Annotated in this window: 11 protein-coding genes; 5 read left to right on the top strand and 6 right to left on the bottom strand. The window is 74.4% G+C overall.

Annotated features, from left to right (window positions below; translation table 11 throughout):
- Nucleotides 1–42: 42 nt before the first annotated feature.
- Nucleotides 43–1,257: a GDSL-type esterase/lipase family protein gene (locus CAE01nite_RS08395; RefSeq protein WP_146902772.1), complete on the top strand. Its 1,215-nt coding sequence runs from the start codon at nt 43–45 to the stop codon at nt 1,255–1,257.
- A gap of 27 nt (nt 1,258–1,284) precedes the next feature.
- Here CAE01nite_RS08395 and CAE01nite_RS08390 read toward each other — a convergent pair whose 3' ends face one another.
- The 3 genes from CAE01nite_RS08390 to CAE01nite_RS08380 are packed head-to-tail and all read right to left on the bottom strand — an operon-like array spanning nt 1,285 to nt 3,740.
- Nucleotides 1,285–2,079, bottom strand: coding sequence for an amino acid ABC transporter ATP-binding protein (locus CAE01nite_RS08390; protein WP_146903937.1), 795 nt, complete (start codon nt 2,077–2,079; stop codon nt 1,285–1,287).
- 8 nt (nt 2,080–2,087) lie between these two features.
- Nucleotides 2,088–2,936, bottom strand: coding sequence for an amino acid ABC transporter permease (locus tag CAE01nite_RS08385; protein WP_146902770.1), 849 nt, complete (start codon nt 2,934–2,936; stop codon nt 2,088–2,090).
- 3 nt (nt 2,937–2,939) lie between these two features.
- Entirely contained in the window at nt 2,940–3,740 is an 801-nt protein-coding gene (locus CAE01nite_RS08380; protein WP_146902767.1) for an ABC transporter substrate-binding protein, read from the bottom strand.
- Nucleotides 3,741–4,041: 301 nt separating this feature from the next.
- Here CAE01nite_RS08380 and CAE01nite_RS08375 point away from each other — a divergent pair, with 301 nt between their 5' ends.
- Nucleotides 4,042–5,244: a baeRF2 domain-containing protein gene (locus CAE01nite_RS08375; protein WP_146902764.1), complete on the top strand. Its 1,203-nt coding sequence runs from the start codon at nt 4,042–4,044 to the stop codon at nt 5,242–5,244.
- A gap of 73 nt (nt 5,245–5,317) precedes the next feature.
- On the opposite strand, the gene valS is transcribed toward CAE01nite_RS08375, so the two are convergent.
- Entirely contained in the window at nt 5,318–8,032 is a 2,715-nt protein-coding gene (gene valS / locus CAE01nite_RS08370; RefSeq protein WP_146902761.1) for a valine--tRNA ligase, read from the bottom strand.
- Nucleotides 8,033–8,114: 82 nt separating this feature from the next.
- Here valS and CAE01nite_RS08365 point away from each other — a divergent pair, with 82 nt between their 5' ends.
- A complete protein-coding gene (locus CAE01nite_RS08365) occupies nt 8,115–9,161 on the top strand; it encodes a TIGR03557 family F420-dependent LLM class oxidoreductase (protein WP_371862893.1) in 1,047 nt (348 codons plus the stop codon).
- Complete coding sequence (locus CAE01nite_RS08360) at nt 9,158–9,991, top strand: coenzyme F420-0:L-glutamate ligase (protein ID WP_146902758.1); 834 nt, start codon at nt 9,158–9,160, stop codon at nt 9,989–9,991. The genes CAE01nite_RS08365 and CAE01nite_RS08360 overlap by 4 nt, the downstream gene beginning before the upstream one ends.
- Nucleotides 9,992–10,048: 57 nt before the next feature.
- Here the strand turns inward: CAE01nite_RS08360 and CAE01nite_RS08355 are convergent, their stop codons facing one another.
- Together CAE01nite_RS08355 and CAE01nite_RS08350 are read right to left on the bottom strand one after the other, a co-directional pair.
- Nucleotides 10,049–10,477: a DUF3237 family protein gene (locus tag CAE01nite_RS08355; protein WP_146902755.1), complete on the bottom strand. Its 429-nt coding sequence runs from the start codon at nt 10,475–10,477 to the stop codon at nt 10,049–10,051.
- A gap of 91 nt (nt 10,478–10,568) precedes the next feature.
- Nucleotides 10,569–11,156, bottom strand: coding sequence for an HhH-GPD-type base excision DNA repair protein (locus CAE01nite_RS08350; RefSeq protein WP_146902752.1), 588 nt, complete (start codon nt 11,154–11,156; stop codon nt 10,569–10,571).
- Nucleotides 11,157–11,282: 126 nt separating this feature from the next.
- Here CAE01nite_RS08350 and CAE01nite_RS08345 point away from each other — a divergent pair, with 126 nt between their 5' ends.
- A complete protein-coding gene (locus tag CAE01nite_RS08345) occupies nt 11,283–12,077 on the top strand; it encodes an SDR family NAD(P)-dependent oxidoreductase (RefSeq protein WP_146902749.1) in 795 nt (264 codons plus the stop codon).
- The last annotated feature ends 293 nt before the right edge of the window (nt 12,078–12,370 follow it).

Raw genomic sequence — 12,370 nt, 5'->3', positions numbered from 1 at the left:
ACCCCCGCACCGACCCCCCGCACCGACCCGACAGGCAGGACCATGCAGCTCACGACCGTCCCCCTCACCGCCGCGCTGGTGCGCGGCGCCCTCGACCTGCAGCACACGGCGCACGGCCTGCTGCCGCACCGGCTCACCGCGGGCGCCCGTGCGCAGGCGACCGACCCGCAGGTGGCGATGGCGGAGGCCGAGCCGTCCGGCGTCCGGGTCGCGTTCCGCTCCCGCGCCACGGTCGTCGAGCTCGACGCGCTGCGGACGCGGCGGGTCTACGCCGGGGTGGCCCCCCGCCCGGACGGCGTCTACGAGCTGCTCGTGGACGGGGCCCTCGCCGGGCGGGCCACCGTGGGGGGCGGCAGCACGCTGACCGTGGACATGGCCACGGGGGGCGTCACCCGTGAGCAAGGCAGGTTCGGCACCGTCCGCTTCACCGGGCTGCTCGACCGGCCCAAGGTCCTGGAGATCTGGCTGCCTCACAACGAGACCACCGAGCTCGTCGCGCTGCGTGCAGACGCCCCGGTCGACCCGCTGCCGAGCACCGGCCGCCGGGTCTGGCTGCACCACGGCAGCTCGATCAGCCAGGGCTCGGGGGCGGACGGCCCGACGGGGACCTGGCCCGCCGTCGCCGCGCAGGCGGGCGGGGTGGACCTCGTGAACCTGGGCCTGGGCGGCAGCGCCCTGCTCGACCCGTTCACGGCACGAGCGATGCGCGACACCCCGGCCGACCTCATCAGCGTCAAGGTCGGCATCAACGTGGTCAACACCGACGCCATGCGCCTGCGGGCGTTCGTGCCGGCCGTGCACGGCTTCCTCGACGCGATCCGCGACGGCCACCCGACCACGCCGCTGCTGGTCGTGTCACCGGTCCTGTGCCCGATCCACGAGGTCGCCCCGGGCCCGAGCGCCCTGGACCCCGAGGCGCTGCGCGCGGGCCGGATGCGCTTCGTCGCCACCGGCGACCCGGCGGACCGGGCCGCCGGCAGGCTCTCCCTCGGCGTCGTCCGCGAGGCGCTGGCGCAGGTCGCGGCGCAGCGGGCCGCGGACGACCCGCACCTGCACCACCTCGACGGTCGCGAGCTCTACGGCGAGGTCGACGCCGCCGGCCTGCCCCTGCCCGACGGGCTGCACCCCGACGCCGCGACGCACCGCCTCATGGGGGAGCGCTTCGGCCGGATCGCCTTCGGCCCAGGCGGACCGTTCGCGCCCGCGACCGCCCCCGCGGCGGCGGGCGACCGCTGGGGTCCGGTCGATCGCGGCTGACGCGGGCGTCGACCCGGCGGCCGGGACCTACCGGCCCGCGACCGGACGCTGGTGGGTCGGGTCCAGCACGCGCCGCAGGAACGTGCGCGTGCGCTCGTGCGTCGGCGCGCCGATCACCTGCTCCGGCGGTCCCTGCTCGACCACGAGCCCGTCGTCCATGAACACGACCCGGTCGGCGACCTCCCGGGCGAACGCCATCTCGTGGGTGACGACGAGCATGGTCATGCCGCCCTCGGCGAGGTCGCGCATGACGCCCAGGACGTCACCCACGAGCTCGGGGTCCAGCGCGGAGGTCGGCTCGTCGAACAGCATCAGCGCGGGGTCCATGCTCAGCGCCCGGGCGATCGCGACGCGCTGCTGCTGCCCGCCGGACAGCTGCGCGGGCAGGGCGTCCACCCGGTCGGCCAGGCCCACGCGGGCGAGGTTCTCCCGGGCGACCCGCTCGGCCTCCGCGCGCGGCCTGCGCAGGACGGTGCGCTGGGCGATCGTGCAGTTCTCCAGGACCGACCGGTGCGCGAACAGGTTGAAGGACTGGAACACCATGCCGACGTGTGCGCGGACGGCGTCGATGTCGACGTCGGGGTGCGTCACCTCGGTCCCGAGCACCCGGACGGTGCCGGCGGTCGGCTGCTCCAGGAGGTTGACGCAGCGCAGCAGCGTCGACTTGCCCGAGCCGGACGGCCCGACGACGCAGACGACCTCCCCGGCGTGGACCTCCAGGTCGATGCCGCGCAGCACCTCGCGTGGCCCGAAGGACTTGTGCAGGCCCTCGATCCGGATGGCCGGCGCGGCGGCGTCGGTGAGCGGCGCGGACGACGTCACAGGTGCGGTCACGAGCGGGTCCTCCGTGCGGTGCGTCCCTCGAGGCGGCGTGCGAGCAGCCCGAGGGGGATGGTGATGATCAGGTAGACCGCGCCGACCACGAACAGGGCGGTCAGCCCGCCCTGGGCGGTGCTCAGGGCGTCACGTCCCACCTTCGTCAGGTCGAACTGCGCCGGGGTCAGGCCCAGCAGGTAGATGAGCGAGGTGTCCTTGGTCAGCAGGATCAGCTCGTTGGTCATCGGCGGGAGCACGATGCGGAACGCCTGCGGGATGACGACGGTCACCAGGGTGCGGGTGTGGGACATGCCGAGCGACCGCGCCGCCTCCACCTGCCCCCGGGGCACCGCCTCGATGCCCGCCCGCAGCGTCTCGGCGATGTACGCGGCCGCGACCATGCCCAGCGCGAGCGCGGCCTTGGCGGTCAGCGACCCGATGTTCACCCCGAGCGCGACGGGGACGGCGTACCCGAACGCCACCACGACCAGCAGCGCCGGGATGCCGCGGAAGAACTCGATGTACACGGTCGCGATCCAGCGGTACGGACGCACCGAGGACAGCTTCATGAGCGCGAGCAGCGTGCCCAGGCTGAGCCCGACCGCGAACGCGGCGACGGTGTACCGCAGGGTGTTGACCAGGGCGCCGCCCAGCGTGGGCACCAGGTCGCGCGCCACCGCCGGATCGAGGAACGTCGTGCCGACGCGGGCCCAGTCGGTGGCGAGCGCGAGGACGACCACGAGCGCGAGCAGGACCGTGTACTGGATGCCGCGGGAGATCTGCGCCCGCCGGCGTGGGCTGCGCCGGCCGGTGACCGGGGCGAGCGCCGCGCCGCCCTGGGCAGCGGGGGACTGGGTGGTCACGGGTCAGCCCTCGGCGGGGGAGACGCCGACCCACTCGGTGTAGATCGCGTCGTAGGTGCCGTCCTCGCGGATCCGGTCCAGCGTCGCGTCGACGGCCTCGAGGAGCTCGACGTTGCCCTTGCGGACGCCCAGCCCGTACTGCTCGCCGGTGGAGAAGTTCGCCGCGACCTCGTAGCCCTCCGCCACGAAGGGGCCGAGGACGGCGACGTCGTTGACCACCGCGTCCACCTGACCGGTCTCCAGGGCCGCGACCTGCAGCCCGAGGTCCTCGAACTGGACGACCTCCAGCTCGTTCTCCTGCGCCCACGTCTCGCCGGTGGTGGCCTGCTGCACCCCGATGGTGGCGCCCTCCAGGCTGTCGACGTCGGAGAGCCCGGAGCCCTGCGGCACCAGCAGGCCCTGGTCGGCGTCGAAGTACGGCTCGGAGAAGTCGATCTTCGCGGCGCGCTCGTCGGTGATCGTGATCGCGGACGCGACGACGTCGCACTTCTCGGTGTCCAGGTCCTGGCCGGACTGGATGCCCTCGAACGGCGAGATGACGACGCTCAGGTCGACCCCGAGGTCGGTGGCGACCTCCTCCACGACGTCGATGTCGAGCCCCTGGACCTCGCCGTCCTCGCCCGCGAACTCGAACGGCTCATAGGGCGGGTTGGTGCACAGGGTCAGCGTGCCCTCGGCGACCAGGGGCACCCCGCCCTCGGCGGTGGCCGCCGGAGCGGACGTCCCGGAGTCGGCGCAGCCGCCGACGACGAGCAGGCCGACGGCGACGGCGGGGGCGAGCAGACGGGCGGAGGTCGACGGCATGGGTGTCCTCTCGGGTGTCGGCGACGCAGGAGGGCGCCGAGCGACGGTTAACTATTCATGCCGAATCATACCTATGCGATTTACTGCCCGGTCGCCTCAAGGGCGTCACGCCGGTCACACCGGCGGGCACGGCGCGCTCGCGTGACCCGACCGCCAGGACGCCGTCACCGGGGCACGTGCCGGCAGCAGGCGGACCGGATCCGGGGTGGCGCCGGTGGGCCGGGTGGTCGAAGGTGGAGCGCATCAGCACGCGGCCGGTCTGCACGGCCCGTCCCGATCCGACCTCTCGGAGGCGCTGCCCATGAAGCTCGACTGGCTCAAGCCGCTGCTCGGCCGTACCGGCCCGTTCACCACGGTCTACGTCGACGCCACGCGCAACGACCCGACCGGGGAGACCGAGGTGCTCGACCGCTGGAAGGGGCTGCGGCGGGACCTCGAGCGCCAGGGCGCGCCGACCCCTGTCCTGGACGAGATCGAGGACGTGGTCACCCGCCCGACCCGGGTCGCCGGGCCGCACGGCCGCGTCCTCATCGCCGACGCCGAGGGCGTGCGCATCGATCGGGTCCTGGCCGACCCGCCGGACCGCAACTCCGCCACGTACGGACCGGTCCCGGCCCTGCTCGCGGCGGCCCGGGCCGCCGACGAGGCGGTGAGCTTCCTGCTCGTCGAGGTGGACCGGCAGGGCGCGGACCTCTACTGGAGCGACGGAGCGGGCCGGCTGGAGACCGGTGACCACGAGGTCGTCGAGGGGGACCACGACGAGCTGCGCAAGGTCAAGACCGGCGGCGGCTGGCACCACGACCACTCGCAGAACCGCGCCGAGGACTCCTGGGAGCGCAACGCGGAGACGGTCGCTGCCGACATCGACAAGCAGGTCGTGCGCCGGAACCCCGAGCTCATCATCATCACGGGCGACGTGCGCGAGGTCCCGCTCCTGCAGGAGAAGCTCGGTCACCACGCCAAGGAGCTGGCCATCGCGGTCCCCGGCGGCTCGCGTGCCGAGGGCGTCAAGCAGGACACCTTCGACGAGCGGGTCAAGGCGACGCTCGAGGCGTACCGCGCGCGGCGTCGTGAGGGCGTGCTGGACCACTTCCGCCAGGAGCAGGGCCGTGGCGGTGCGGCCGTGACCCAGCTCGGCGACGTCATCGAGGTGCTCCGTCGCGGGCAGGTGTCGGACCTGGTGCTCCAGGAGTCCGTCACGACGAACGCGTCCCCGATCGGCGACCGGACCGTGTGGGTCGGGCCCGACCCGCTGCAGATCGCCGTGACGCGCGACGAGCTCGAGGCCATGGGGGTCACCGAGGGCGCACGGGAGCTGCGCGCCGACATCGCGGTGGTCCGCGCCGCGCTCGGCCAGGACGCGGGCCTGACGTTCGCGGTGGACGGCAGCGTCGACCTGGTCGACGGCGTCGGGGCGATCCTGCGCTGGATCGACCCGTCCACGCCGAGCGAGTCCGTCCTGTCGCAGTCCGGTGACTCCGGACGGGTGCACGACATCGTCTGACCCGCCCCCGGCACGACGAAGGCCCCGACCGATCCGCTCGGTCGGGGCCTTCGTCGTCGGCCCGGGTGGGCGGTCAGCCCTTGACGCGGGCCTCCGCCTCGCCGAGCTCGACCTCGCGGACCACCGCGCCGGCTCCGTCACCCCCGCCGTCGGCGGACACCAGGTCCAGCGCGCCCGTCACACGCCCGGCCGCGCGCACGTCACCGGCGACCGCCGCGACGGCGTCGGTCACGGCGGCGGGCACCTCGAGCACCGCCCGCAGGATGGGCGTGCGCATCGAGACCTTCGCCTCGGACTTCACCTTGCGCAGTGCCGCGAGGGCCGCCCCGGCCGCACCCAGGACGGCGGGGTCGGCGTCACCGGCGGCCTCGCGCAGCGGCGCGGCCGTCGGCCACGGGGCGCGGTGCACCGAGCCCTCCTGCCACCACGACCACACCTCCTCGGTCGCGAACGGCAGCACCGGGGCGAACAGCCGCAGCAGGGTGTGCAGCGCCAGACCCAGCGCGGCGCGCGCCGACGTCGTGCCCGGGCCCACCTCGGCCGCCCCCGCGCCGTAGGCCCGGTCCTTGACGAGCTCGAGGTAGTCGTCGCAGAACGTCCAGAAGAACGTCTCGGTCAGCTCCAGCGCCCGCGTGTGGTCGTAGGCGTCCAACGCCTCGGTCGCCCGGTCGACGACGTCTGCCAGGCCGGCGAGCATCGCCCGGTCCAGCCGGTCGGTGACCAGCGCGGGGTCCAGGACGACGGAGTCCGGGCCCTCGCCGAACGTCAGCGCGAACTTGCTCGCGTTGAGGACCTTGATCGCCAGACGGCGACCGATCTTCATCTGGCCGATCTCGAAGGCGGCGTCGGTGCCCAGCCGCGCGGACGCGGCCCAGTACCGGACGGCGTCCGAGCCGTGCTCCTCGAGCAGGCCGCGGGGGGTGACCACGTTGCCCTTGGACTTCGACATCTTCTTGCGGTCCGGGTCCAGGATCCAGCCGCTGATCGCGGCGTCGGACCAGGGCAGCGACCCGTGCTCCAGGTGCGAGCGGACGACCGTGGAGAACAGCCAGGTCCGGATGATGTCCTGGCCCTGGGGGCGCAGGTCCATCGGGAACACGCGCTCGAACAGGTCCGGGTCGCTGCGCCAGCCGCCGGCGATCTGCGGCGTGAGGGAGCTCGTCGCCCAGGTGTCCATGATGTCCGGGTCGCCGACGAAGCCGCCGGCCCGGCCGCGCTGCTCGGCGGTGTACCCGGCCGGCACGTCGCTGGACGGGTCGATCGGGAGCTGGTCCTCGGTCGGCAGCAGCGGACGGTCGTGGTCCGGCTCGCCGTCCTCGCCGACCGGGTACCAGACCGGGAACGGGACGCCGAAGAATCGCTGGCGTGAGACCAGCCAGTCACCGTTCAGCCCGCCCACCCAGTTCTCGTAGCGCACCCGCATGAAGTCGGGGTGGAAGCTGAGCTCCTCGCCGCGCGCGAGCAGCTCGGCGCGCAGCTCGCGTCCGGGGACCTCGCGGCCGCCGTTGCGGATGTACCACTGGCGCGAGGTGACGATCTCCAGCGGCTTGTCGCCCTTCTCGTAGAAGTTCGCCTTGCGCTGGGTGGCGACCGGCTCGCCGTCCAGGTCGCCGGCGGCGCGCAGGGCGTCGACGACCTTGGTCCGGGCGGTGAACGTCGTCGTGCCGGCGAGGTCGGACCACAGCGCCTCGGCGCCGGGTGCCGCGCCGGCGTCGGCCAGCAGCCAGGCGGGGGTGTCGCGCAGCAGCCGGCCGTCGCGGCCGATCACCGAGCGGGTGGGCAGCTGCAGCTCGCGCCACCACTGGACGTCGGTGAGGTCCCCGAAGGTGCAGCACATCGCGATGCCGGCGCCCTTGTCGGGCTCCGCGGCGGGGTGGGCCAGCACGGGGATCTCGACGCCGAACAGCGGGGACCGGACCGTGGTGCCGAACAGGGCCTGGTACCGCTCGTCGTCGGGGTGGGCGATGAGGGCGACGACGGCGGGCAGCAGCTCCGGACGGGTCGTCTCGATGACGACGGGCACCGCGTCGCCGTCGGCCGGGTGGAAGGCGACGCGGTGGAACGCGCCCGGGTAGTCGCGCGCCTCGAGCTCGGCCTGCGCGACGGCGGTCTGGAACGTCACGTCCCACAGGCCCGGCGCCTCCGCCTGGTAGGCCTCGCCCCGCGCCAGGTTGCGCAGGAACGCCTGCTGGGCGACCGCCCGGGCCTCGCCGGAGATGGTCTGGTAGTGGTGGTCCCAGTCGACGGACAGGCCGAGGTAGCGCCACAGCGACTCGAACTCGCGCTCGTCCTCGACCGTCAGCCGCTCGCACAGCTCGATGAAGTTGCGGCGGGAGATCGGCAGCTGGTCGCCGGCCTTGGAGCTCTTGCCCTCGCCGCCGACCTGCGGCGGGGTGAAGCCGGCGTCGTAGGGCATGGACGGGTCGCAGCGCACGCCGAAGTAGTTCTGCACGCGGCGCTCGGTCGGCAGGCCGTTGTCGTCCCAGCCCATCGGGTAGAACACCTCGCGCCCGGCCATCCGCCGGTACCGCGCCACGACGTCGGTGTGCGTGTAGGAGAAGACGTGCCCCACGTGCAGCGACCCGGACACGGTCGGCGGCGGGGTGTCGATGGAGTAGACCTGCTCGCGGGTCGCCGTCCGGTCGAAGCGGTACGTGCCCGCCTGCGTCCACGCGCGGTCCCAGCGGTCCTCCAGGCCGTCGAGCGAGACCTTGTCCGGTACCCGCGGCCCGCCGGTCGGCGTCGTCGCTGCGGGGGGTGCGGTCGAGGTCGGCTGCTGGTCGCTCATGGGCCTGATCTTCCCAGATCGGCGGTGGTCCCTCGCTCCGCCCCGGCCCGGCGCCCCCCGAGGCCGCGACTAGGCTTCCCCGGTGAGGTCCGCCGATCGGTCGGCGGCGGGTGAGGAGAGCCACGTGGCGCAGGGTCTGACGGTCGGGTACGCGGCGGCGCTGGAGCAGTTCCACCCCACGGAGATCATCCAGCTGGCCGAGCTGGCCGAGCAGCACGGGTTCTCCGGCGTCATGGCCGCCGACCACTTCCAGCCGTGGGTGCCTGCGCAGGGCCAGAGCGCGTTCGTCTGGAACGTGCTCTCCGCCCTGGGGGAGCGCACCCGCGGCGACCTGGGCCCCGGCGTCACCGCGCCCACGTTCCGCTGGCACCCGGCGATGGTCGCCCAGGCGTCCGCCACCCTCGCCGCCATGTACCCCGGACGGCACTGGCTGGGCCTGGGGTCCGGGGAGGCGCTCAACGAGCACGTCGTGGCCGGGTACTGGCCGGAGGCGCCGGAGCGGATCAACCGGATGTTCGAGGCGATCGAGGTCATCACCAAGCTGTTCAACGCCTCGCTGGCCGGCAAGGACGTCAAGCACTCGGGGCAGTTCTACAAGCTCGAGTCCACCCGGCTGTGGACCATGCCGGAGGTCGCACCGGAGATCCTCGTCGCCACCGCCGGACCGGTCACCGCCAAGCGGGCCGGCCGCCACGCCGACGGGCTGATCACCGTCGGCGCGCCGCTGGAGAAGATCTCCGGGCTCTTCGCCCGCTTCGCCGAGGGGGCCAGGGACGCCGGCAAGGACCCCGACACGATGCCCAAGGTCCTGCAGGTGCACCTGTCGTGGGCCGAGACCGACGAGGCCGCGCTGGCCAACGCCATGGGGCAGTGGCCCAACGGCGGCATGAAGTTCCCCAAGGGCGACATCCGCTCGCCGTTCGACTTCGAGCAGATGGCGAAGCTCGTGCGGCCGGAGGACTTCGCCGGCCGGATGGTCATCTCGGCCGACCCGGACGCGCACCGGGCGGAGCTGCAGAAGTACGTCGACCTCGGGTTCGACCGGATCTACCTGCACAACGTCGGCCGCAACCAGCGGGAGTGGATCGAGACGTTCGGCCGCGACGTCCTGCCCCGGCTGGTGCGGTGACCGCGTCCTTCGCCGTCACGGCGCCGGACGGGCTGCCCGAGGTGGTCCCGGGGGACGACCTCGTGGACCTCGTCGCGCGCGCCGTCGGCCGGCTGGACCTGGCGGGCCCGACGGCGCTCGCCGACGGCGACGTGGTCGTGGTCACCAGCAAGATCGTGTCCAAGGCCGAGGGGAGGGTGCTCGCCGCGAGCGACCGCGAGCAGGCGATCACCGACGAGACGGTGCGCCTGGTCGCCACCCGCGAGCACGCCGGGGGAGTGACCCGCATCGTCGAGAACCGGCTCGGGCTGGTCATGGCGGCCGCCGGGGTGGACGGCTCCAACACCCCCGAGGGCACGGTCCTGCTGCTGCCCGTGGACCCGGACGCGTCGGCGCGTGCGCTGCGCGCCGGCCTGCGGCGCCGGCTCGGGGTGCAGGTCGGCGTCGTCGTCACCGACACGGCCGGCCGGCCGTGGCGGCAGGGGCAGACCGACATCGCCATCGGGGCCGCGGGCCTGGTCGTGCTGGACGACCTGCGCGGGCAGACGGACACCCACGGTCGCCGGCTGGACGTCACCGCCGCCGCCGTGGCGGACGAGATCGCCGCGGCCGCCGAGCTGGTCAAGGGCAAGACCGCCGGACGACCCGTCGCCGTGGTCCGCGGGCTGGGGCACCTGGTCACCGAGGAGGACGGCCCGGGAGCACGGACGCTGGTGCGGACCGGGCCGGACGACATGTTCGCGCTGGGGACGGCCGAGGCCTACGCCCAGGGATGGAAGGACGCCACGGCCGACGGCCCGGCGCCCGGTGAGCCCGCCGCGCCCGCCCGCAGCAGCCACCGGCAGCACTGACCCGAGCACCGACCCCGCAGCACCGACCCGCGACACCGGCCCCGTGGTCGGGGCCGGTCAGGCGATCGTCGGCCGGCACTCGACGATGGTGCCGCGGGCGACGAGCGCGTCCCCGACCCGGTCGAGCCTGCCCTCCTGCAGGCCGACGACGGTGTCGAGCCACCGGTAGGACGGCGCCCCGGTCCGGAACCGCACCGTGGTGACGAACACGCGGGCGCCGTCGGCCTCGCGTGTGGTCGCCACCCCGTCGACCTCGACCCAGACCTGCGCGCCGTCGTCCGTGACCAGCACGCCCCGCAGGGTCGGCAGCGTGACCCCGTCGGGCCGGCGCGGGGCCAGGTTCGTGGCGCGCATGCTACCCGACAGGCGCTCCCCGTGCAGACGACCGTCGAGGGAGCCGTAGACCAGGCCGTCCACCCCGAAGTCCAGGACGTCCAGGCTGCCGTAGGTCAGCTCGGCCTCCGCCAGCGGCACCAGCTCCATCACGCGCCTCCGTTCCCCGCCCGCCGTCGGTGTGGGCCGCCGTCCCCGGGCGGACCGGTCGAGCCCGTCCGGCCGCGCCCCCCACGTGTGGCCGCTACCCGCCGTCGGCGGGCTTCTTCGCGGCCGCCTTGGCGGCACGCTTGGTCTCCCGCACGGCCGCGAGGGACTGCGGGTCCGTGACGTCGGCGATGGAGCGGCGGGCGCCGTCCTCCCCGTAGGCACCGGCCACCTCCCGCCAGCCCCCCGGCGCGACCCCGCGCTGCTTGCCGAGGAGCGCGAGGAAGATCCGCGCCTTCTGGTCGCCGAAGCCGGGCAGGGCCTTCAGGCGCCGCAGGACCTCCCGGCCGTCCGGCTCGCCGTCGGACCACAGGCGGGTCACGTCGCCGTCGTAGTCGTCGACGACGGCGCGCGCGACCGCCTGGATGCGGCCTGCCATGGAGCCCGGGTAGCGGTGCACCGCGGGCGGGGTGGCGCACAGCGCGGCGAACGCGTCCGGGTCGGCGTCCGCGACGGCGGCGGGGTCGAGCGTGCCCAGACGCTCGGCGATCTTGTGCGGCCCGGCGAAGGCGGTCTCCATCGCGACCTGCTGGTCGAGCAGCATGCCGAGCAGCAGCGCGAACGGGTCCGAGTCCAGCAGGCGGTCGGCGTCGACGTCGCCGGTCATCCAGAGCGTGGTCGCCATGGCGCCATCCCACCACGCGAGACCGGTCGCCCCAAGCCTCCTCCGGCGCTCGCGGTCGCGCCCGGAGGACCGGCCGCCCCACGCCTCCTCCGGCGCCCGCGGTCGCGACCTGGGAAGGTGCTGCCCATGACGAGCGCAGCGGTCGGCGACGGGTCGGGCACGACGGGCACCACGGAGCGCGCGCTGCGTGCGGTCGTGACGGGGGCGTCGTCGGGCATCGGGGCGGCGACCGTGCGACGCCTGCGGGCGGAGGGGTGGGACGTCGTCGCGGTCGCGCGGCGCGCCGACCGTCTCCAGGCGCTCGCGGACGCGACCGGCGCCGTCCCGCTCGTGGCGGACGTGACGTCCGACGACGACGTGGCCCGCCTCGTGCGCGAGGTGACGGGCGGCGGCCCCGTGCACGCGCTGGTCAACAACGCGGGCGGCGCCCTGGGCACGGACCCGGTGGAGTCGGGGTCGCTGGACGACTGGCGCGCCATGTTCGAGGTCAACGTGCTCGGGACGCTGCGGGTCACCCAGGCCCTTCTGCCCGCGCTGCGGGCCACCGGCCGCGGCGACGTGCTCGTCCTGACCTCGACCGCCGCCCACGGCACCTACCCGGGCGGGGGCGGGTACGTCGCCGCCAAGCACGCCGAGCGGCAGATCGCCGCCACCCTGCGGCTGGAGCTGGTCGGGCAGCCCGTGCGGGTCATCGAGATCGCCCCCGGGATGGTGCACACCGAGGAGTTCTCCCTGACCCGGTTCGGCGGTGACCAGGCCCGCGCGGACGCGGTGTACGCCGGGGTGGACGCGCCCCTGGTGGCGCAGGACATCGCCGACGCGATCGCCTGGACGCTGACCCGTCCGCACCACGTGAACATCGACTCCATGGTCATCCGCCCGCGCGCGCAGGCGTCGAACACTCTGGTCGCGCGCTCCTGACCATCCCGTCGGCGCCCCGGTCGGCGCCCGACGTGACGGGCGTCTCAGATGTCGGTCACACGCTTCTCATGCTGAGACGGCTCTGCCACAGTCCTGCCATGGCAACCCCTCGACCGCAGTCCGCGCCGCGCGACCTCGTCGCCGGGCGAATGTGCATGTCCATGGGGACCTCGGCCCAGTCCTGTCGGTAGGACGGCCCGCGACGTGACCGTCGCGCCCGCGCCCGCTGCGGAGCCTGACCTGACAGGCGTCCGCGGCCCTCGCGCCGGGCACCCCCTGCAGGTCCGCACCCC

Origin of the sequence: Cellulomonas aerilata (assembly GCF_007991755.1) — a bacterium.
Lineage (GTDB): Bacteria > Actinomycetota > Actinomycetes > Actinomycetales > Cellulomonadaceae > Pengzhenrongella > Pengzhenrongella aerilata.
This window is presented reverse-complemented; position numbering and strand designations above follow the sequence as displayed.

Excerpts from the sequence above, each read along its gene's own strand:
- CAE01nite_RS08395 (WP_146902772.1), top strand. The coding sequence starts at position 43 with ATGCAGCTCACGACCGTCCCCCTCACCGCCGCGCTGGTGCGCGGCGCC.
- CAE01nite_RS08380 (WP_146902767.1), bottom strand. The coding sequence starts at position 3,740 with ATGCCGTCGACCTCCGCCCGTCTGCTCGCCCCCGCCGTCGCCGTCGGC.
- CAE01nite_RS08375 (WP_146902764.1), top strand. The coding sequence starts at position 4,042 with ATGAAGCTCGACTGGCTCAAGCCGCTGCTCGGCCGTACCGGCCCGTTC.
- valS (WP_146902761.1), bottom strand. The coding sequence starts at position 8,032 with ATGAGCGACCAGCAGCCGACCTCGACCGCACCCCCCGCAGCGACGACG.
- CAE01nite_RS08350 (WP_146902752.1), bottom strand. The coding sequence starts at position 11,156 with ATGGCGACCACGCTCTGGATGACCGGCGACGTCGACGCCGACCGCCTG.
- CAE01nite_RS08345 (WP_146902749.1), top strand. The coding sequence starts at position 11,283 with ATGACGAGCGCAGCGGTCGGCGACGGGTCGGGCACGACGGGCACCACG.